Here is a 21,485-nt window from a genome sequence, read left to right as displayed (position 1 = left end):
GGGGAAGAAGTGGTTGCGAGGTCGACGATTTTCGCCGATGGCGGGATCGTCGGGTCTGGGGGATGGGCGCGGGATGCGCCGACGGGCCGTAGGAGCCAGCGATCCCGATGTTACGGTCCAGCAACGAAATTCGGGGGAAGAGCGCCCGTGTCGCACCCGAAAACGTGGCGGGTTTGGGTCGGGTTCGGTACCGCCGGGTTGGGCACCGCCGGGCTACCGGCCCCTACGTTCCTCCGCGTACACCGCCGCCGGCATCCAGCCGTAGCGGCCGAAGCGGTCGCGCTCCCCGTCGAACGTTCCGGCCCAGATGCGCTTGAACACGCCTGGATCCACGTACTCGAGGAGCCTCTCGCGGAGGCGTGCGGCGCGATCATCGAGCGTGGTCGGCCTCCCGTAGCTCGCGACACAGATCGCCGTCCGTAGATGGAGCGAGTCGATGGCGACCCCCCTGGGACCCGCGCCTTCCCCGGCAGGGCGGGGCTCGGGAACCCAGGCCAGCACCTGGTTCAGCACTTCGTCCGGATCCACGAAGCCACGTCCCTCGGTGGCCCACGCAGGCGGCACACCGTGCCCGATCAAGAGCAGATCCCCGCTCGCGCACGACACGCTGGCCCATTGGCCACCGGGCATGAACTCGACCGTGACCGGATCCAGCGCCGACGCGTCATGGCGCAGGACCTCCGAGCCGTCTCCCAGGTCGAAGACGTGCAACCAGCCGCTATCGGTCAAGGTCGCCAGCAGGGAACTCTCCACCGACACGTCCAGCCCGATCACCCGTGATCCGAGCTTCGAGATCGCGTCGACCTCGGCCTGCGGCGACGGAAGCACCTCCCCCGTCGCCAGCGACGTGCGCCGCAGCTCGGTGGAACCTCCGAAGCTGTAGAGAACGCCGGCCGCGAGGTCGACCTCCAGCGTCGTGATCTCGCCCCCGTGAAGACTCTCCTGCCACGTGGCCGCCGCGGCCTCCACGTCCCAGCGCACGACCTTTCCGTTCGCCATGCCGATCAGGAGCGCGCGCTCCTCCGCGAGCACGGCGACGCGCGGGCTTTGGATCCAGGGCAGCTCTTCGGTCACCGTGGCCGAGAACTCCGGCACTCGCCCGGGACGCGTGGAATCCCAGAGCCACAGGTCGAGCTGGAAGTAGTCGGCTCGGCCCGCGGGCGAGGGCCGCCAGCAGAGCAGCGCCAGCTCGTCGCCCAGCCAGCATGACTGGGTGCATTCGCCTTCGGGCGGCGCCCACCGCAAGACCTCGGTGCTCGCGGCCGTATCCACCACCAGCCCCGAAGCCGCGGCCAGACGGCCGTCACGGTGGAAGCTCGTCGGCGTCTGCCGGGTCTCGCAGGGCGTCCGAAAGAGCGACTCGCCCACGACGTTCAGGAACCCATCGTGGGAGACGAATGCGGCGCGAGCGGCGTCCGGAGAGAAGCCTGCCATCCAGGCGAGGGTCAGCGAAGAAGCCGCCGTCAGCGCGCCCGCCGGAGAGCCTTCACCCAGCGTCCGAATCCTTCCCCAGGTCGACAGCACGCGCACGCCGCCGTCCTCCAGCGCCGGAAAGGCCGCCACGCACGGCGAGAGAAAGAGCGGATCCCTCCGGCGCTCCGCCCCGGTCCGACGATCGAGCCGCGCCACCTCGCCGCTCTCCAGCCCCGCGAGGATCGTCGTCTCGTCGGCGCGCCACAGGAAGCGCACGGGATGGCCGAGTTCGGTCATGGCCCTGAGTCCCACGCCCACGGTAACGCCACGGAACCGAACCTCGCCGATGTCGTCGGCGGACGCGAAGAGCTGGCCGTCCTCCACCAGGAGAGTCGTGACCGTACCGCGGTGCTGCTGCAGGAACTGCTCTTCTCCCGTCGGTACCGTGAACCGGCGCACGTCGCCGCGCGCGGAGCCGACGACCACGTCGCCGGACGGCAGCACCGCGAGCGTGCTGGGCGCGACGCCCTTCGGCAACGGCATCGAGTCCAGCACCTCGCCACCCGGAAGTCGCAGACGATAGAGATCGAAGAGAGTGACCGCCGCCGCGACGCCCGCCTCGACGTTCGAGGCAATCAGCACGGGCTCCTCCGGAAGACCCGCACACTCCACCAGCCCGTCGCGCGTATCGCCGCTCCAGGAAGAGATGATCGGCGACCGCTCGTGGATCACCAGCACGCCGTCCCCCTCGCCACTCGGAGCGGCCCCCGAGAACGGATCGTCGGGGAGCGCCATACCCTGGGCGATCCCCACCCCCACGCTGCTGATTCGACGAAGTCGATCCGCGTCTACGCACTGGACCTCTTGCTTCCCCCAGAGCAGCAGGTGACCGTTCGGCAGAACGAAGCCCCCTTCGGGATGTCGCAGCGAGGTGAACAGCGGCTTCTCGAGGAACGCGCAGCGGTCGTGCACGTGCTTCCATCCCCAGCCGCGCTCTTCGATCGGCACGGTGCGAAGGATCTCCTGGGTCGCGCCCAGCTCGCCGGCTTCCAGCTGCGTACGCGCGAGCTGGATCGTCGCGAGCGCGCCGCGGTGAACGGCTTCCCGCTTGGCCTCCGTCACTTCCTGAAGAAGACTTCGGAGCTGCACCACGTACGTGATCCCGAGCGCCGTCAGCGCGACGAAACCGATCGCGGCCACGGACGCCGCCAGCCGGTGCCGACGCACCAGGAGCCGCAGCATGTAGAAAAGCCCGAGCGGTCGCGCCTGAATCGGCTTGCCCGACAGGAACGCGGTGAGGTCGGCGTGGAAGGCGTCCGCGCTGGCGTAGCGCTCTTCCGGCAGCTTCGCGGTGGCCTTCGCCACGATCCGTTCGAGGTCGCCGGGGATGGAGGGGTCGATGGAGCGCGGCGCGACGAGCTCGCGGCGCTCGATATCGTGAATGAGCTGCGCGCGCTGCCGGTTCGGGAACGCCGGACGGCGCGTGAGCAGTTCGTAGAGCACGAGCCCGAGCCCGTAGATGTCGCCGCGCGCGTCGGACTCGCCGGTCAGCGCCTCCGGCGGCATGTAGCGCAGCGTGCCGATGACGTCGGCCTCTTCCGTGAGCGACGCTTCGCCCTCCAGCTTGCAGAGACCGAAGTCCGTGAGGTGCGGGTGACCGGCCTCGTCGAGCAGAACGTTGCCGGGCTTGATATCGCGGTGCAGCACGCCTTCGCCGTGGGCGTAGCCGAGCGCGGCCGCGAGGCGCTGTCCGATGCGAGCCACGGCCACGTGCTGCGATGGACCGAGCCCCGAAGATCCGGTGCCGGAGTGTGCTGACGACATCTCCTCCTCCGCGCGCCCCTCCAGGGCCGCGAGCAGCGCGCGGGTGGCACGATCATGGGTCGCGCTACCCACCTCGGCATCGAGGCTCTGGAGCAGCCCATCGAGAGCGACGCCCTCGATCTTGCGCATCGCGTACCACAGAAGGCCGCCGTCCTCGCCGGTGCCGTAGACCGGCACGATGGCGGGATGCTCGAGTCGGGCGGCGGCGCGCGCCTCGCGGAGGAAGCGCTGCTTGAACCCCTCCGATGCGCGCGTGCCGTCGAGCACCTTGAGCGCCACGGGGCGCTCGAGACCCGCCTCCGAAGCCTCGTACACGATGCCCATGCCGCCGCGGCCCAGCTCGCCGAGGATGCGGAAGCGTCCCACCGAATCGCCTTCGTCGAGTGGCCCCGGGAGTCCACGCCGCGGACCAACGCTCCGCCGGAGCGCTTGCACAGCGCGCAGCGCGGGCAGAAGCACGGCCTCCAGCGCGGGATGCTGCTTCGCGAAGGCCTGCGCGTCCAGCGCATCCGGCTGGTCGAGCTGCGCGGTGAACTCGTCGGTCAGTCGATCGACATCCGCATAGAGGTCGAGGTCGAGGCCCGCGAGGGAGTCATCGGTTGCAGGGCTCTCCTTCGAACGTTCTCCGCGTGGGCTGACTGGCGGATCGTGGCTCTCGTCGCGTTCGGGCACGCCTCCATCATCTGCGCTAGACTCCGGTTCCGCTTCCCCGGGCACGGAATTCCCCCATGGATCACGGTTCGATCCTGACTCGCGACACTCGCTCTGACATGCAACTGACACTGATCGCACTCGCGCTCTCCGCCGCTGCCGGATCGTCTCCCCAGGAGACGCCGCTCGCCACCTCGCGGCTCGCCATCGTTCTCGACGGCGAAACCGGTCGGCCCATCCCGGGCGCGACCGTGTACGCGGTCCAGGAGTCCGAGATCCCGGTCTGGGGAAAGAGGTGGTTCCGAGCGGCGGTGGTCACCGATGCGGACGGTCGCGCGCGCGTCCCGCAGAAGTCCGAAGTCGGCGACTATAGCTGGCTCATGGCAGAGGCCGAAGGCTACGGGACATGCAGCACATCCGACGAAGACGGGCCCGAGCCCGCGGAGTTCCGGCTCGAGCGCGAAACGCCGATCACGATCGAGGTCGTCGACTTCCTCGGTAGGCCGCTCCCCCTCGCGCACCTTGGCGTTTGCTTCGGTTGCGGGCACACGCCTGACCTCGTGTCGGCTGTCACGGGACCCGACGGTCGCGCCACGCTGTTCGGCGTCACCGACTACGACGGAGGGATCGAAGACCTCTACGTCGTGCACCCCGAGCTTTCGCAGCCGAGTTACGACAGCGTCCCCTACGGCGACGTGGTGGACGGCGTCGCACGCTACCACGGGGAACCGGGCTTCGTCGTCACGGGATGCGTCCTGCTTCCCTCGGGAAAACCCGCCGTTGGCCACGGCGTCGGCAACAACGAAACGCACCGGGGGCACTGGGCCGTGACCGATGAGCGCGGCGAGTTCAGGCTCTTCGGCTGTGAGCCGCTGGGGGCGGACTCACTCATGGTGGTCACGCCGGGGGAGGAGCGGAGGACGTTCTTCCACGGCGCCCTGCCCGACGTCTATCGAACGCTACAGCTCGACGGCACCGATCAGCCCGAAGCGTTCGTAGACGGCCAGGAAGGAACGAAACTCCCGACGGCGATCGCGCGCGTGCAGATCACCGCGCCGAACCCCCAGGACCAGGACCTTCCCGCCCGCCTCCAACGGATCGTCGTGGAGGCCTGGGAGGAGACCACGGGCATGGCCTTCTGGGGCGAGACCGATGCATCGGGCGCTGTCGACTTCGAGCTACCCGCGGGCCGTTACGCGGTCCGAGTGGACGGGCCAGCCTCCCCCTACCCCGCCGTGATGGCCGGGCGCGTCACGGTCGAGCCCGGCGAGAACGAGGCGCCGATCACTCTGACCTGTGACCTCCCCACTCCCCGGGTCTGCTCGCTGGAGGTGCTCGGGCTCCGGCCGGGGGAGTCGCTGGAGCTCATGACGGCAGCGGGCCCCTACCTTCTGCACGACCTACCCGAGGGCCCAGAGATCCGCGTTCCCACGTTCCTCCTGCCGAGCGGCCGCTGGTCCGCCTACACCTACCGAGCGGGTGAAGACGGCGTCCAGCGGCGGCTGCAAATCCCTGTCTCCCGCGACATTATGGCAACACTGGAGCTTCGAGTGCCGGAGTGATCGTCCTGGATCGAGACGGAGAGCCCACATGTGGGAACGCTCATGAAGCCCGATCCATCGAGCCTGAAATGACTTAGGTGTAACTTCCTCACACGGTCTGAAAAGGCCGGTCGTGTGCCGGGGCGCCGGGGTCCAGCTTCCTGCAACATCTTCGGGAGCCAGCCCGCGCCCCGCCAACTCCGGCCGCCCGCGCCCTGGGCTCTCTTGCACGTACTCAGGCCAAACGCCGACCTTCACCCGGCACAGACCCCACGGCAAACATGCTTCGCTTCACCACCCTCAGCCTCCTCGCCGCCGCCGCCTTCTCCGCTCCCGCTGCGGCGCAGGTCTACCTCGCCCAGAGCGACCTCGTCGTGATCGAGATGGAAGCTTCCGGCGCTCCGGAAGCCTGGGGCATCTCGACCGCCACGCCCGGATACACCGGAGAGAGCTACATTCGCTGGAACGGCCCGAACCTCTTCAACCAACCGGGCCAGCAGGGCGTCTTCGCCTTCGACTTCGAGGTGGCCAACGGTGGCACGTACCGCCTCAACGTCCGCAACCGCCACGAGAACCCTGATCCCACCGAGGAGAACGACGTCTGGATCCGAATGGACGGCGGTACCTGGGTCAAGACCTTCTCCAACCAGGCGGGCAGCGTCGGCGCCTGGACCTGGGAGTCGCGCTTCGACTACGGCCACGGCAACCAGCCCCAGGCGAGCTACAACCTCAGCCCCGGCGTCCACAGGGTCGAGTTCTCGGGCCGCTCGTTCGGCTTCAAGATGGACCGCGTGCACATCTACCTCCCGAGCGTCTCGAACGCGCTGGATCCGAACCAGCCCGTGTCCCCGCAGCGCTTCGGCCAGGAGTACGGCCAGGCGGTCGCCAACAGCACCGGGGCCATCGGACGCATGCAGGTCACCGGCTCCCCCGTGGTCACCGAGAACAACGTCATCCTGACCGCGCTCGACCTTCCGACCGACGTCCCCGGATTCTTCATCGCGTCCCGCACGATCGGCTTCACCCCGAACCCGGCCGGCAGCCAGGGCAACCTTCTGCTGGACGGCTCGATCGGTCGCTTCGATCGACTCCTGAACATGACGAACCCCATGGGCAGCGCCGCCGTTCGGATCGATCTCACCGAGATGCCGATGCCCCAGGGAACCTCCGTGGCCTTCCCGGGCGAGACGTGGCACTTCCAGTTCTGGCACCGCGACACCACGTCCGCGGGCGCGACCTCCAACTTCACGAGCGGCATTTCGGTCGTTCTCCAGTAGGTCGAGCCGCGCGCTCGACGCGCGAGCCCACCCGAGCGGCGAGCCGCCTCTTTTCCCCTGGTGAAAAGAGGCGGCTCGCGCTACTTCAATGCCCTCGATGGACGTCGCTCTCACATGGTTTCAGGCGCGCGGGTGGGAGCCGTTCGAATTCCAGCGCGAAACCTGGCAGCGGTATCTCGCGGGCCAGAGCGGACTGATCCACGCGCCCACTGGCTTCGGGAAGAGCCTGGCTGCCTGGATGGGGCCGCTCATCGAGGCGCAGGCGGAGAAGAGCGCGCGCGTCCCAGGCGCGAAACGCGCCGATGCGCCTCCGCTGACCGTGATCTGGGTCACGCCGATGCGGGCGCTCGCGAAGGACCTGGTGCAGAACCTCGGCGAGGTCGCCCGTGAAGTCGCGCCCGGCTGGACCGTCGAGGGCCGCAGCGGCGATACGTCAAGCACCGTGCGCGGGCGCCAGGCCCGCAGGCTCCCGACGGCGCTCGTGACGACCCCTGAGTCCTTGACGGTACTCCTGAGCGGCGAGGAGGCGGCCGAGCGCTTCGCCTCCGTGCGCTGCGTGGTGGTCGATGAGTGGCACGAGCTCTTCGGGACGAAGCGCGGCGTCCAGACGGAGCTGGCGCTGGCGCGCCTGCGAAGCCTCGGCAACGGCGTACGTACCTGGGGGCTCTCGGCGACGCTCGGCAACCTGGAGGAGGCGGCGAGCGCGCTGATGGGTGCGGGGAAGAGCTCCGGAGCGCCCACGCTGGTCCGCGGCGAGCAGCGCCGCGACCTGCGAGTCGAAACGCTGCTCCCCGCCTCGATCGAGCGCTTCCCGTGGTCGGGACACATGGGGCTGCGTCTGCTGGAAGAGGTCGCGGCCGAGCTCGACACCGCCACCAGCGCGCTCGTTTTCACGAACACGCGCCACCAGGCGGAGCGCTGGTACCAGGCGCTCTGCTACGCGCGCTACGACGAGCGCGAGCGCATCGCGCTCCACCACGGCTCCCTCGATCAGGAGCAGCGACACGAGGTCGAAGAGGGTCTGCGCAGCGGCCGGCTCTGGGCCGTCGTGGCGACCTCGTCACTGGACCTCGGCGTCGACTTCACGCCCGTGGACCTCGTGTTCCAGATCGGCAGCCCCAAAGGCGTCGCGCGGCTCGCCCAGCGCGCGGGCCGCTCGGGCCACAGCCCCGGCAAGGTGAGCCGACTCGTGAACGTGCCCGCGCAGGCGCTGGAACTCATCGAGTTCGCGGCGGCGCGGGAGGCGCTCGCGCGCGGCGAGGTCGAGTCGCGCTCCCCCATCGAGCGCCCGCTCGACGTGCTCGCGCAGCACGTCGTGACGGTGGCGATCGGCGGCGGCTTCCGAGCCGAGGAGCTGCTGGCCGAAGTCCGCACGACGCACGCGTACCGCGACCTCTCCGAGGACGAGTGGAACTGGGTCCTGGAGTTCGCGCGCTTCGGCGGTGACGCGCTGTCGGGCTACGAGCGCTTCGCGCGGATTCGCGAGCGCGCCGACGGCGTCTTCGTCGGCGGCAACAAGCGCGTGATCCGCGAGCATCGGATCAACATCGGGACGATCTCGGGCTTCGGCACGCTCGCCGTCGCCTTCCGCAACGGCCGCAAGCTCGGGCACGTCGAGGAGACCTTCCTCGCGCGCCTGCGGCCCGGGGAGAGCTTCACGTTCGCGGGCAAGCCCGTCGAGCTGATCCGCATCGAAGATTCGACCGCCTACGTGCGTCCGGCCAAGAAAGTGTCGGCGCTCATGCCGCGCTGGTCCGGCGGGCGAATGCCGCTCTCGAACGAGCTGACCCACGCGGTGCGCCGCGCGATGGCCGAGGTCACGCGCGTGCTCGAAACTGGCGAGGTGTCTGCATCGCCCGAGCTCAACGCGGTCGCGCCCGTGCTCGCGTTCCAGCGTCAGATCTCGCACATCCCCTCCGAGAACGAGCTCTTGATCGAGCGCGTGCGCACACGCGATGGTGACCATGCGTTCCTGTTTCCGCTGGCCGGCAGGCTCGTGCACGAGGGCCTCGCGGCGCTGCTGGCGTGGCGCGCGACGCGGCGCCAGGCCATCACGATCACGCAGTCGGTGAGTGACTGGGGCGTCGAGCTCCTGACGCGCAAGGACCTGCCCGTCGGCGACGAGGACTGGCGCGCGCTGCTCTCTCCCGACGACCTGCTCGAGGATCTCCTGCGCTGCCTCGACGGCGCGGGCCTCGCGAAGCGTCACTTCCGGGAGATTGCGCGCGTCGCCGGTCTGATCCATCCGGGGATGCCGGGCGCGCGCAAGGGCCAGCGCCAGCTCCAGGCGTCGGCGGGACTGATCTTCGAGGTCCTCACCGAGCATGACCCCGAGAACCTGCTGCTTCTCCAGGCGCGGCGCGAGGTGATGGAGCGAACGCTGGAGCTGACGCGGATGCGCGAGGCTTTGGAAGCGATCCAGCGCTGCACGATCCGCGTCACGAGGCCGACGCAGCTGACGCCGCTGGCGTTTCCGCTGTGGGCCGAGCGCATGCGTGATCGCGTGTCGTCGGAGTCGTGGGAGGATCGTGTGCGGGCGATGGCGGAGAAGCTGGAGGCCAGCGCGGGCGCGGCGCGAACGTGAACGATCTCGTCTTCGAAACCTCTGGCCTGATGCTGGAGCTTTGCCCCGAGCGCGCGGCCTTCGTGCCAGAACGCGCCGAGATTCTGCTGGCCGACGTGCATCTCGGAAAGGCGGCCGCGTTCCGGCGTGCGGGCAAGCCGCTCCCCCGCGGAACGACGCGCGCCGAGCTGGCGCGCATCGATGCGCTGGTGCAGCGCAAGCGCGCGGCGCGCGTCACGTTCCTCGGCGATCTCTTCCACGCGGAGGTCGAGGTCGACTCGCCCACCGCACGCGTCTTTCGAGAGTGGCTGAACGCTCGCGTCGACACCCTCGAGATCACGCTGGTCCGCGGCAACCACGACCGGCACGCGCGCGAGCTGATCGCCGACCTTCCGCTCGTGTCTCTGCCTGAGCCCCACGCGCCCCCGGGGAGCGCGGTCGACTACCGCCACCATCCCGGAGGGGAGCGACCGTGGGTCGCGGGCCACGTGCATCCCGGCGTGCGCCTCGGGGACGGCGCGGACGCCATGAGGCTGCCGGTGTTCTGGGAGCAGGCGGGCGCAGGACTTATCCTGCCCGCGTTCGGCCGCTTCACGGGCCTTCAGATCGTGGAAGGCGGCCCCCTGGATCGTTTTGCCGCTGCGACACCCACGGGCGTGGTCGCTCTCCCCGCATCCCGCACAAGTTCCGGCTCGAAGCGCTACTGAAACGGCGCCCGTACCCGACAATTCAGCCATGGCACGACCGACCCCCGAACTCATCTCCGCGCTCCGCACCACCGCCGCTCGACTCCGCGAGGGATCGCCTTTCGCCTGGGGTCACATGGGCGCGTGCATCTGTGGTCATCTGGCCCAGACGATCACCTGCCTCTCCCCGGCCGAGATCCACGCCCGCGCGATGGAGCGCCACGGGGACTGGAGCGAGCAGTCGGTCGAGCACTGCCCCGCGTCGGGCCTCGCCATCGATCACGTGATCGACGAGATGCTCGCCCTCGGCATGGTGCACTCGGACATCCGTCACCTGGAGCGCCTGTCGGACCCGCGCGTGCTCGCCCGGGTCCCCTCTCGCTACCTCCGGCGCCAGGAGCAGGCCAACGCGGTCCAGTACATGGAGGCGTGGGCCGAGCTTCTGGAGGATGAGCTGGCGCGGGTGAATCGCCATCACAGCCCGAAGGCCGCCCCAATCCAGGAGGCCGCCCCGGTGAAGGTCGCCCCCGAGAAGGCCGCCGCGGTGAAGGCCGAGGCGCTGGAAACGACAAAGGCCGCCCGCTAGAGCGGGCGGCCTCGGGTCGCAAACTTCAAGCTCAACCTCGAAGGATCAGCCCTCGAGGTGGCTGCGAAGCATCCACGCTGCCTTGTCGTGGACATCGGTCCTGCGAACGCCAAGGTCGGCCGTGGCGTCGTCTCCATCTTTCTCGGCGCCTTCGATGACGGCCTTGGCCGAGCGGGCGACTTCCTCGTGGTCCTTGACGAGGTTGGCGATCATATCGGTCGCCTTGGGAACGGTCGTATCCTCTTTCACCGTGGCGCGTTCCTTGAACTGGCTGAAGCTGCCGGGGGCGAAGCTCTCGAGCGCCCGCAGCCTTTCGGCGATCTCGTCCACAGCCATGGCCAGCTCGGTGTACTGGGCCTCGAACATGTTGTGGAGGGTGGTGAACATCGGCCCCGTGACGTTCCAGTGATAGCTCTGGGTCTTCAGATACAGGGTGTAGGTATCGGAGAGGAGCTTCTCGAGGGGGGCGATGGTGTTCTTCGTGGTCATGGTGGTTCTCGGTCGTGTGGGGGTAACTTGACGCCCGCTAATGTAGGCCCCCACCTCAAGCCCGTCTAAGTCCCCTCTCCAATCACACTGATTCCCAGCCCTGCCCCCTGTCCAGCTCCCCCAAGGAGTGCTAAGCTCCGCCCCGTCAGGCCCCGAGCCCCAGGCGAGACCCCACCAAAGGATCCCCCACCCTGGACCCGGCCCCCGGAACCCTGAAACGCGGCCGTAGCTCAGTTGGTAGAGCGTCAGCTTCCCAAGCTGAATGTCGAGGGTTCGAGTCCCTTCGGCCGCTCCATCTCCCATGCCCTCGGGAGACGCCGGAAAAGCCTGTCTGGCTACGTCTGGCAAAGGTTTCCGGGCCTTGCCGGCGAAGTGACGAGTCGGGACTTGCTCGCATGGTTTCGCACCGACCGGCGCCGGATCGCGCTCCAATCGCTGTCGAATCCGCTGCGCCTCGACTTCAGAGTCTGCCGCCTGCGGCGGACGCGGGCCCAACTGGGCCGCCGCATCTCCGTCTGTGCCCGTTGCCCGTAGCCGGACGTCTTCGACGGACTTTGACGGACCTTGACGTTCTACGCCCTTGTCGTCCCGAGTCGTGCCATGTCGTCCAAGGTCGCGCAGTGTCGCGCAATCACGGCCGACGCCGTCCCCTCCGGCGATAGGCAGCGCGTCGATGGCGGCGGCAGCATCCGAGAGCCCGAGGACGGTGTAGTGCTTCAGAGTCGTGCGGTAGTCGCTGTGGCGCATGATGAGCTGAGCCACTTGCGGAGCCACGCCGGCGCGAGCCAGGTTGGTGCCCAACGTCGTGCGCAAGGCGTGAAGGTCGAGGACGCGCCCCTCGTCGTCCTCCAGGACGATCCGAGTCTTGTAACCAGCCCGCTTGCTCTTGCCGTTCCGGATTGGGTTCCCATGCTCATCCAGGACCAATTCCTCTTTGGCGAGGCCGGCTCGGAGAAAGTCCTTGGCTCGTGTCCTGTCGGTGACCGTTGTCGGAAACACGTCCGAGGTCGGAAGTGTTGGCCTGGATGCCTTGAGCGCAGCCAGGGCTTCCCGGAGGCGTACGTGCATGGGAATCAGGTCCACCCGCTTGGCCTTTCCATCACAGATGCGGATGGTCCCAAGCTCAAAGTCGACATCTGCCCAGACGAGCCGCTGGAGGTCCCCCTTGCGCAGCCCAGCGAGCGCAGCGGCCAAGTACCACTCCTCTCGCCCATGCTCCCTCGCTACGCTAAGGAGCGCTTCCAGCTCGTCCTGCGTCAAGGGGCGACGGACCCGCCGGCGATCGCGCTGCTCATCGCGCTTGGGAACGACCGTTAGCGGATTCGAGGCAACGCGCCGGGTCTTGACACACCAGGACAGGAACGCGACGGCGATCTGACGAGCGAAGTTCTGCGACCGAGCCGACAGCCCGCGCTCGGCAAGACCGGCCAAGTAGTCCTCCAGCTCGTCCGCACCCAGGTCGCCCAGACGAGCGATCTCCGCGAACGCCACGAGCCTCTCCAGGTGTCGCTGCTTCTGGACAACGTGACGGGGCGCCTGCCCTGCTCGTTCGCAGTGAGTCACGTATTCCGCCACGTGCTCAAGGAGCGGGCGACGAGCCTCCTTGGAGAAACGATCGTGCCGCTGGTCGATCACCCCATCCCGGCGCAGCGCAGCATCGGCAACGAACTTGCCCAAGATCCGATCGGCAGCGGCCCGGTCTGTGGTCCGGGAGGAGCGAGTACGCCGGCGGCCGAGTTCATCGGTCCAGCTCACGATCCACGCCCCCACACCGTTGCGCTTGTAGATGGAACCGACTCCCTTGCTTCGAGTTCGCTTCGCGGCACTCATCGCTTCCTCCGTTTCGTGGCGGCCTTGCGCCTCAGCACCAGCTCCAGGCCGAGCACCTCGGCGATCGCCTCGATACTCCCGATGGACATGCCCGACTGCCCATTCACGAGCCGAGAGAGCTGCGAGGGCGCGACTCCGGACTCTTGAGCAATCCGATATCGAGTGAGCGAGCTGGCCTGGATCTCGTCGATCAAGGCTTCGAGAATGGAGGTCATGGATTCGATCCTAGCGAGTAGTTGCTATTCCGCAATGACATAACGCTTGGAGGGTCGTCCTCCCGATGGGCCAGCTGGCGGTCGATCCAGCGTGAGTTGGCCTGTCGCGACCAAGGCATCGAGCGCCTTCTCTGCCACGTTCACGCGGGGGAATAGACGCCGTAGGTTCTGCACCAGCTCCCGAGCCGTGACGCTTCCACCGCGTCGCTCAATGTGCTCAAGCAACTCGCGATCACCACGCTGGGCATCCGTCTCGCTCAGTTCAGTCGCCATCGTCCGAGCTTGGACACCGAACCATCTCATAAGTTGGATTGCCCCCTCGACGGCCCAGAGGTCTATTCGGCTCTTTTCGTCCACCTCACGCCCTTCCTCAGCCTCACGCGCGAGGAAGAGGAGGAGAGCAAGCCGCGCAGCCGTGGCCGTGTGCTTGTTCCACATGGAGGCGAGTATCCCGTCAAGCTCGATGGTTTCCCGCTTTTGCTCGTCGTGAAACGCGATGAACCGGGCTTGGGCGGCATCATCTAGCTCCAGGAAGCGCGTGCAGACGGCGGCCGTATCCTGCCCATCGAGAAGACGCTGGAAGGTGGCGTAGACCGAGGACCTGACCTCGTCCGACACGTGCACATCAGTCCAGAGTGCAGCAAGCTTGGGTGGCCGCGCCATCAGGAATCGGGCTGCAAACCCATTCTCAGAGTGCTCGCCCGAGATCACTCGCCGCAGAATTCGAGGCTGAATCCCGCCGGTCACGCTGACGGACGCGACGGGGATGCAGATGGTACCGGCGGACTTCCGATCGACGATGAGAGAGTCCCCGTCGTACATCGAGAGCCACTGACCAACCTCTGCGCCCTTCGCGCCAGAGTAGCGATCGAAGCCCTTGACCCATCCTGAGACCTCGTCCCGAGCGAGCAGCAGCCCGTTCGGTTGTTCACTGAGCAGCTTGGCCACGGCTTCGATCGTGACGTCGTTCATGATCCAGCGAGGACAAGGCGGGAGTTCCGGCTCGATGGGTGGATCTCCGTCCCCGCCGGACTTGGCCCATTCGTCCACTCGCTCCAGGTGAGCCGCCCTCAGCGCCTTCCGGGCGGCCTCATTGGCTGCGAAGCCCTCCATCGCCCTCGACTGAGCAGCCTGGAGTGGTGCGAGAGCAAGCTTGATAGCCGGCGACTTTGCAGAGCCTGACTCACCCACCAGCAGCGTCCACAGGATCGCCGGCTCCGTCCAGCCGGGCTTGAGCCTGATGCGCCAACCGGCTCCGATCGACGTGGCGAGTGCGCTCAGCATCGGCATGGCCACGAAACTCACATCGCATCCGATCGACGTGGCGCCATCTGATGCATACCGGCGCAAAGACTCGGGTAGGACCTGAGCGGGGAACGGCTCGAACGAAGCTCGCTGGGGTGTACCGACTGGCGGCCCCTGGACCTCAGACCGGGCCACGAGCGCGTCGAAGCGCTTCTTGAGTGCCAGGAGGTCGCCACCCTCCGCTTCCAGCGCGTCCACCAGGTCGGCGCCCTTCGGAAGGTCGGGCCACTCCCGCGAGAGATCGACCATGCAAACAGTCGCAGCGCCCGCTTCAAACGCGCAACTACGCCCTACTAGGCCGTACTTGGCCCCAGAATCGTCCTGATCCGGGCAGATTACGACCCGCTTCCCCTGCATTGGAGCCCAATCCGTCTTCCTTGCGGCCTGGGCTCCGCCGGCAGAAGTCGTGGTGGCATGTCCCAAGGCCCAGCCGACGCCTGCTGCCTTTTCCCCCTCGACGACGTAAACCGTGGGACTCTCAGCTATCTCAGGAAGCCGGTAGAGCGGGGGACTCTCCATCCCCCGGATGACCCAACCGCTTTCTCGCCTGGACACCGGCAGGAAGATCTTCCCGTCCCCCTCGTTCCAGCGCAGCACATGCCCGACGTCTTTGCCCGCTGCATCTTGGTAGACCCAGTGCCCGGCTGGCTGTCCTCGTGACGCAACCAGTCGAGCGATAGCCTCCTCCGCTGTCGAAAACTCGCGGTCCCGTCGCCTTGCCGACAACGAAACCTCCCGTGGGGCGCGCCCAGAGTGGGTTTTGTAGGTGCCCCGACTCCGATGAACGCCCATGAGCCCGGCGGCCGTCAGCACATCCTCGAACAAGCACCCGGCAAAGCACTTCAACAGGAGCCCACCTGAGCGGTCCTCGTTCACGGAGAGCGAAGGGGTGCCGTCCTCGTGCGCGGGACACTGACACATCCAGCCGGTTGCCTGCCGGCGCACCCTGAGGCCCATGGCCTTGAGTCGATCAAGCAGCTCGCCAGCACTGGTCATGCCGACCTCCTGATGCGAAGCGCTCGCCCAGCGCCGGGTTCTGTCGGGCAGCCCGCGACGATCCAGGCATCCAGCTCCGCCGGAACATACCGAACGGCCCGCCCTACTCGCCGGCTAGGGATCGCTTCACAGTTGGTAAGACTCCAGAGGGTGCGAGGGCTCAGCGCGAGCACCTCGGCTGCGTCCGCTGCCTTGATGAGCTGGTTGACGCAAGACTCCGAGCTGGAGCCACCGGAACGCCGCCGCTTCAAGATCGCCCTCCCCGGTTGCCGCTCTTCTGCTGCTGACAGCCATTCTGAATCCATTCCACCAGGACGGCCCGCTGCCACCGCACCGCGCGGCCGAGCCGGACGGGCTCAGGGGCGGCGCCAGACTCGACCAGCCGGAGGAAGTGATCCACGGAAATGCGGCACATGGCTGCCGCTTCGCGACGGTCCACCAAGAGTGGTGGCGCGTCGGTTGGTTGATTCGTCTCGTTCATCTCTTTGGCGCCTTGGAGCCGCACCGTGCGGCGTCAAGACAGCTACAGAGATGACCCAGCTCAGAGGCAGGAACGGACTCAGGAACGACCTTCCGGCGTTCCTGAACCAGGAACGTTGGCGAAATGGGCCGTAAACCCGGACAGCATCGCGCCTTGCGGAGGCCCGGAACATTGAAGTCAGGAACGCTTCACGGCCGTTCCTGAAGTCTCTGGATACTCCGGACGAGCCCGTAGAACGCCTCACGCCCCTTCGACTCAAGCGGAGTCCCCTCCGAGACGACGACCAAACCGCCACGTCCCTCGTTCGACGTTCGCATGGGCCAGTCGTCCTTCTTCGCTGCCCTCTGGCTCTCGTTGACCAGCTCCTCCCAGGTCCGCTTGAAGCAGGACAGTGCGCGCCCATAGACAACCCCGCACTCCGACGCGATGTGTTCGAGAACGGCTTTGCGCTGAACCGGCTCGTCTCGCGGTGTGCCCTTACGCATCGTCCACGTTGCAAAAAGTGCACCGACCAGAATCTCTGGCTTCCGTGCGGTTGGAAGACCCCCGAGCAACTCATCGGCCCTGGTGTACTCGACCGGAGGAGGGCCTTGCCTCCCAAAGAAGGACCGCCATTCCTCGGGAGGGGTGTGCATCAGCAAATCGAGGCAGATCGACGAGGCCGCAAAGGCGTTGTAGTGAATCTCGGACAGCATGAGCACGGGTTGCTCCCCGATCGCCGGGCGCCAAGCGGTCGTGCTTGCTTCCTGCGGCATCCCATCCGTGTCGAACTCGTAGAACAAGCAGAAGCTCGGAAAGGGTACCGACGTTCTCCCGGACCAGCAGATGTGATGCAAGGCCACGGTCCAGAGGTCGTCGTCTCGCACGTCAACGCCATCCCCATCGAGCCCGAGCGCCCTTGTCAGCTCGGTGCGCAGAAGGCCGCCAGCCCTCTTGGCCATGTCGTTGTAGACCGAGTAGTCGAAGGGCTCGAAGTGGCCTTCGCAGCACCAGTGCCCGCCGCCGTCGACCCCAGTCCAGAACTGCCAGGTCTGGCTCTGCTGCATCAGATCTTGCAGCCGATAGGGCGGCGTCCGGCTGCTCTCGCAGATGATCGCCGACAGGTTGCCGTCAGACAGATCCGCCATGGATCCCATCTCATCGAGACGATCACTGAGGCGCGACAGCGCCCGGAGGCGCCACTCTTCGATGGTCATGACGTTTCAAGAAGGGCGCAGGCGCAACGAGCCGAGAAAACGTCATGAACTCGGTCCCGCCACGCCAGCCCACCGGTGGCCGCCGGCTGCCCCAACGACAAGATACCGCAGAGGTAACCATGCGCGCCCCCCCCGCAGCGCAACGGACCGGATCGCACGTCGGCACCTGGTGTGTCCGAGCCATGCCGCCGCTGCAGTGCCGGCCATTGACTCCTGAGAAGGACCATTGGCTCCTGAGAAGGACCATTGGCTCCTCAGAAGACGCGAGGTGAATCCTGCGAGTGCTCGGTCGAGTCAGCTGACGAGAGGCAAGCGTCCCGCTCTGGGACACGGAATCACCAGACTGCGACAGGGTCCCAGGAGCAAAATTCCGCGAACCGTGAGAACTTCCAACCCCTCGAATCGGCCGCAGGACCCCCGTGAGGCCAAGTTCCGCCCCTCCGAACACGTGTGTAAGTTAAATGTAAATCAAGCAGATGGAAGCCAGGCGAGCTTGCGCTCCACTTCCCCACTTGCGAAGGTTTCCGGAGAGAGTTACTTTAGAAGTGAACAGCAACCAGTCGATCCACCCATGGCGGGCGAACCCAGAGCAACCCCCCATCACACTACGCGGCTGGACCGTCGTGTTCGCCTGTGACTCGTCTGGGAGCTACCCAGCACTCGACTACCTTGAGGGGAGAGCACCCTCCTGCGACACTACGTTCCCAATGACGCTCCAACACCAACGCAGACTCGACGGCATCGTGCGTACGATCCGCTCTGACGGGATAACCAGCCTGCGCGGGTCCGGCGCCTTCAAATTGTTCGTTGGCGATGATGCAGCCGATGGTATGTGCGAGTTCCGCATCGTTACCAACCGAGGACATCGTCTGCTCTGCTTCCTGCATGGCGAGAGGCAGCTGATCGTCGCTTACGGCTTCAGGAAGCCCCCCAAGTTAGAGACTCCCCACGAAGCGAAGACCGCCGCTCGACGCATTGTTAAGGAACACCTTGAGAGAACGAAACCTGCCAAAAGAACTGGCCACAAGCCAACTTAGATGAAGATCACTCCTGACGAAATCTACAGCGAAACCAACCGACTCGCCTTCCTCGCCACTGCCGCGATTGAAAGGTACATGGAGCAGGGCGGGCTGAAGCGTTCGGACATTGCGGACCGACTTGGCATTCCAAGGTCGCGCGTGACAAAGGTCTTGGATGGCGAAACCAACATGACGCTGAGAACGTTCGCCTCATTCGGGCTCGCATGTGGGATCCAGTGGCACTTTGGCGGAATTAGCATCGAAAACACCTGCATGAGCCTCCCTTGGGGTGGCTTCGAATCGCCCGTCCATATGACCGTGAATGAAGCGGTCACGGCTGTGTCATCCCCTTGTGAACAAAAAGAAGATCCCGCTTACAAAGACCCAGATTGCACCTCCGCAGAACTAACCAGCTGCGACCCAGTCGGACCGTTGTGACGACTTCAAACCTCACTCTAAGACTTCCCTTCCGCACACTAGTAGCGAACCCCACCCGTGATCCGTTTCCATCCGCCAAAAGACCTCCACCGGGCTGGACGCGTTGCGAGAGCCTTCTCGCTACAGGACGTTGTGCTCGCGCAACTCGATGCCCGTCGCGAAGTTGCCTATGGCGACCTGGCGCCTGAAGCATCCTCAAGCTCTCCAACGATCAAATTCAGCGATGATGCCAACGGCAAGCTTTCCGAAGATGGCGCCACTCTCGCTGTCAGGGTTGAATTCACAGTCGTCGGTTCCCGAGACGACACACTGCTCCTCTCCGTGGGTGGAGAGTTTGAGCTCAGATATAGCCGTAAGGTTGGTGAGGCTGAGATCGAGGACGAAGACATCTCCGTCTTCGCTCGTATCAACGGCATCTATAACAGCTGGCCGTACATTCGGGAAGCGGTTTCGAGCACCTTCACGCGACTTGGATTCCCCGCCTTCACCATGGATTCGCTGGTAATTTCTCCAGCAAAAGAGGTCGAGGAAATCTAGCGCTTCGGCGACGGGCTCAAACCCGTCCGGGGTTCGTTGACACAGTCCTTGCGAGCTATCCTCATCGCGTGTGGCTTCAGCACTGGATTGCTCTCAGGCCGCGAACGGCGGAACGGCACTTCGTTCCATACTGCGAATTGGGGTATTGCCCTTGAGGAGCGAGATGATTCAACGCGAGTTCCGCGCTCGGTGGAGGTTTCGGACCTGCTCAAGAGTCTCGGGGAAGGTCATGATCTCGCTCGGAACCCCACGGTCCGGGACTTGCTTATCCGCAACGAAGAAGTCGACATTTCCTTGATCGTCGTATAGCCCGATATAGACCAATTCGAACAGGCTTGAACTGTTCTTGGTAGTGTCCCGTCCGCCGCGAGCCCCGAACACTTCGGCGCTGTGCTTTAGGCTTGACGGCCCGCTCTTGCCGTCAGAGGCAGCGTCGACCGGAAGAAATACGTATGCTGCAAGCACGGCGTATGGCTGCCGCTTATGGCAGTCCTGCGCTTCGGCACGAAGTTCGCCGTCAACTCGTTTGGTGTTCTTCGTATAGCGACCAGACTTTTCGTCTCGGAAGTTGATCGTCTTGATTGAAACTGCGAGTTCCAGCCCGCTTGTCGTAGTCGAGTAGTTGACGTCGATCTTCTTCTTGCCGCTCGCCCCAGCGGACTTCGACTCGTGCCCGCGGCCCTCTGCGTCTGGGGAGATTCCCGCGAATTCCGGCCTCAAAGCGTCTGCGGTTTTCTGGGCAATAGCGGTCGAAAGCCGCTGAGCGAAGTTCTTTTTCTCCGCTCTCCCGTCAATGGTTACGAGCTTTCGGTCCGCCTCATCTAGATCAAGCTCCTCAAGACGCCTCCGCAGCTTGTCGATCCGCTTGATAAGAGCCGAGCGGTTACCCGCATAGGCGAGCTCAGACTGAAAACTCTGAATTGTCGCTGAGGTCGGCGGCTTGGCTGGTTTGTTGGTCGCCACGGTCCGCCTCAGTGAGTTACGTTCGCGCCCATGCGCTCAATGTGGTGCTTCAGTGCCAAGCGGAACGCTTCCGGAGCCCGAAGGGTCCCGGAAGCAAGCCGCTTGCTGAAGCCAGTCGTTGCGCGAAGGGAGAGCTCCTTGGGCTCGTATCGTAGAAAGTCGCTAAGATTGGCCTGTTTGCGGTGTACCGGCCACTTCGATATATCAACGGCGAACGCACATCCATCCGATTCGAAGGCGGCGGTTGGCCAACTTCCGCTCACGATGCCATCGTGACCGTCCCACTTCACGGTTCCGCCTGACATTGCAAGACGATCTCCAATCCAACGGGCAACAGGAACTGAGACGGCATTGCCGACGAGCTTCCACCTGAAGCTCTTGCGACCCACTCCCTCAGCAGGCTTGGTCCAATCTGATCGGAAGCCTTGGAGTCGCTCAGCGTCGCGGATGTCCGGCGTCACAATCCGGCCATCGGGCATCCAAATTGCCGGTGGTGAAGCGATTCCAACTGTGGACCCTCCTTTGAGCGTTGGCACCGCGCTGATTGCCCACCCGAGGCCACGGACGCCTTCGGTCCAATAGAAGCCACAGGCCTGGCCGGTGTGATCGGTCTCCAAATCGGGCTCGACGTTCCCGTGGAAGAGTATGGGGGCGGGATCCTCGACCTTGGACGCAAGCAGGTAGACCCGCTCCCTCCGCTGCGGGAGCCCAAAGGCGCGGGTGTCCATGACTCGGTAGGCCCATCGATAGCCCAGTCCCTCAAGCCGTCTAACGATGTGGTTCATCGCCGCGCCCTTGCTGAGGCGAAGCATGAAGGGAACATTCTCAAGGAGAAGCCAGGGGATGTCGTGACTCTCGGCCAGGCGAAAGACCTCGTCGACCAGGCCGGATCGGGAGCCGCCGATCCCTTTCGTATCACCTGCCTGGGACAGATCCTGGCATGGGAACCCGCCCGCGATCATGTTCGTGCCCTTGGGAAGCCTCTTAAGCTCCTTGATGTCGCCGACCACGGGGACGCCAGGAAAGCGGGCCTCAAGGACCGCCCTGGCGAACGGGTCGTTCTCGCAGAGGAGTGTGGTCTCGTGGCCGGCCCTTGACAGGCCAAGCTCAATGCCGCCGATACCAGCGAACATACCTGCGACGCGAAATGAACGTGTGCTCCCCATTGGGACCATTCTGTGTGGGTTACGGGCGGACAGCAAGGAAGCGGCAGTCCTTCCGCCGCAACTTCGACAGAACGCGGAGCTCACGCTCCCTGACCGCCGAGACGCGGAGGCCTCACTCCTCTAGCTCAGACGGTTCGCGATCGTCTCGGTTGCGGTAGCCAGAGGTCTTCGCAGCGCAGAACCCTGAAGAGTTCGTAGTAGGGAATCGACCGTGCCTTGCCTGCTTTGCGCTGCGCCTACCGGTCGAAGGATGCCAACGAGCGCGGATCTGTCAAGGACCGGGCAAGGAAACCCACCCCTGGCTCGGCA

15 protein-coding genes, 1 tRNA gene and 1 pseudogene are annotated in these 21,485 nt (G+C 65.7%); 8 read left to right on the top strand and 9 right to left on the bottom strand.

Going from position 1 to position 21,485, the window contains the following annotated elements; all coding sequences use genetic code 11:
- Positions 1–213: 213 nt before the first annotated feature.
- Positions 214–3,909, bottom strand: coding sequence for a WD40 repeat domain-containing serine/threonine protein kinase (locus Poly30_RS05470; RefSeq protein WP_145195083.1), 3,696 nt, complete (start codon positions 3,907–3,909; stop codon positions 214–216).
- Between the two features lie 98 nt (positions 3,910–4,007).
- Between Poly30_RS05470 and Poly30_RS05465 the strand changes: the two genes are divergently transcribed.
- From Poly30_RS05465 to Poly30_RS05445, 5 genes are all read left to right on the top strand, one after another.
- On the top strand, positions 4,008–5,450 hold the full coding sequence (locus Poly30_RS05465; RefSeq protein WP_145195081.1) for a carboxypeptidase-like regulatory domain-containing protein: 1,443 nt from the start codon (positions 4,008–4,010) through the stop codon (positions 5,448–5,450).
- Between the two features lie 260 nt (positions 5,451–5,710).
- Positions 5,711–6,706: a hypothetical protein gene (locus tag Poly30_RS05460; RefSeq protein ID WP_145195079.1), complete on the top strand. Its 996-nt coding sequence runs from the start codon at positions 5,711–5,713 to the stop codon at positions 6,704–6,706.
- Positions 6,707–6,803: 97 nt separating this feature from the next.
- On the top strand, positions 6,804–9,290 hold the full coding sequence (locus tag Poly30_RS05455; protein WP_145195077.1) for a ligase-associated DNA damage response DEXH box helicase: 2,487 nt from the start codon (positions 6,804–6,806) through the stop codon (positions 9,288–9,290).
- The gene (pdeM, locus tag Poly30_RS05450; RefSeq protein ID WP_145195075.1) at positions 9,287–9,976 is read left to right on the top strand and encodes a ligase-associated DNA damage response endonuclease PdeM; all 690 of its coding nucleotides are present in this window, start codon (positions 9,287–9,289) and stop codon (positions 9,974–9,976) included. The genes Poly30_RS05455 and pdeM overlap by 4 nt, the downstream gene beginning before the upstream one ends.
- Before the next feature lie 28 nt (positions 9,977–10,004).
- Positions 10,005–10,541: a hypothetical protein gene (locus tag Poly30_RS05445; protein ID WP_419190997.1), complete on the top strand. Its 537-nt coding sequence runs from the start codon at positions 10,005–10,007 to the stop codon at positions 10,539–10,541.
- A gap of 45 nt (positions 10,542–10,586) precedes the next feature.
- Here Poly30_RS05445 and Poly30_RS05440 read toward each other — a convergent pair whose 3' ends face one another.
- A complete protein-coding gene (locus tag Poly30_RS05440) occupies positions 10,587–11,030 on the bottom strand; it encodes a Dps family protein (protein WP_145205953.1) in 444 nt (147 codons plus the stop codon).
- 219 nt (positions 11,031–11,249) lie between these two features.
- Here Poly30_RS05440 and Poly30_RS05435 point away from each other — a divergent pair.
- Positions 11,250–11,325: transfer RNA gene (locus tag Poly30_RS05435), tRNA-Gly, on the top strand.
- A 470-nt stretch (positions 11,326–11,795) separates the two neighbouring features.
- Here the strand turns inward: Poly30_RS05435 and Poly30_RS05430 are convergent.
- The 5 genes and pseudogenes from Poly30_RS05430 to Poly30_RS05410 all read right to left on the bottom strand — a co-directional run.
- A pseudogene (locus tag Poly30_RS05430) lies at positions 11,796–12,860 on the bottom strand (tyrosine-type recombinase/integrase); the annotation flags it as partial.
- Complete coding sequence (locus Poly30_RS05425; RefSeq protein ID WP_145195072.1) at positions 12,857–13,075, bottom strand: helix-turn-helix domain-containing protein; 219 nt, start codon at positions 13,073–13,075, stop codon at positions 12,857–12,859. The gene Poly30_RS05425 and the pseudogene Poly30_RS05430, both read right to left, overlap by 4 nt.
- Before the next feature lie 24 nt (positions 13,076–13,099).
- Positions 13,100–15,376 (bottom strand): DUF3987 domain-containing protein, encoded by a 2,277-nt coding sequence (locus Poly30_RS05420; RefSeq protein ID WP_145195070.1) that lies wholly within the window; start codon positions 15,374–15,376, stop codon positions 13,100–13,102.
- Positions 15,373–15,681: a helix-turn-helix domain-containing protein gene (locus Poly30_RS05415; protein WP_145195068.1), complete on the bottom strand. Its 309-nt coding sequence runs from the start codon at positions 15,679–15,681 to the stop codon at positions 15,373–15,375. The genes Poly30_RS05420 and Poly30_RS05415 overlap by 4 nt, the downstream gene beginning before the upstream one ends.
- 364 nt (positions 15,682–16,045) lie before the next feature.
- Complete coding sequence (locus Poly30_RS05410) at positions 16,046–17,053, bottom strand: hypothetical protein (protein WP_145195066.1); 1,008 nt, start codon at positions 17,051–17,053, stop codon at positions 16,046–16,048.
- A gap of 1,037 nt (positions 17,054–18,090) precedes the next feature.
- Here Poly30_RS05410 and Poly30_RS05405 point away from each other — a divergent pair.
- Together Poly30_RS05405 and Poly30_RS05400 are read left to right on the top strand one after the other, a co-directional pair.
- On the top strand, positions 18,091–18,510 hold the full coding sequence (locus Poly30_RS05405; RefSeq protein WP_145195064.1) for a hypothetical protein: 420 nt from the start codon (positions 18,091–18,093) through the stop codon (positions 18,508–18,510).
- Between the two features lie 57 nt (positions 18,511–18,567).
- Positions 18,568–19,047, top strand: coding sequence for a hypothetical protein (locus tag Poly30_RS05400; protein ID WP_145195062.1), 480 nt, complete (start codon positions 18,568–18,570; stop codon positions 19,045–19,047).
- Between the two features lie 168 nt (positions 19,048–19,215).
- On the opposite strand, the gene Poly30_RS05395 is transcribed toward Poly30_RS05400, so the two are convergent.
- Positions 19,216–20,010 (bottom strand): hypothetical protein, encoded by a 795-nt coding sequence (locus Poly30_RS05395; protein WP_145195060.1) that lies wholly within the window; start codon positions 20,008–20,010, stop codon positions 19,216–19,218.
- An 8-nt stretch (positions 20,011–20,018) separates the two neighbouring features.
- The gene (locus Poly30_RS05390) at positions 20,019–21,185 is read right to left on the bottom strand and encodes a DNA cytosine methyltransferase (RefSeq protein ID WP_419191398.1); all 1,167 of its coding nucleotides are present in this window, start codon (positions 21,183–21,185) and stop codon (positions 20,019–20,021) included.
- Between the last annotated feature and the right edge of the window lie 300 nt (positions 21,186–21,485).

Source organism: Saltatorellus ferox (genome assembly GCA_007751475.1).
Classification (GTDB): domain Bacteria; phylum Planctomycetota; class UBA1135; order UBA1135.
This window is presented reverse-complemented; position numbering and strand designations above follow the sequence as displayed.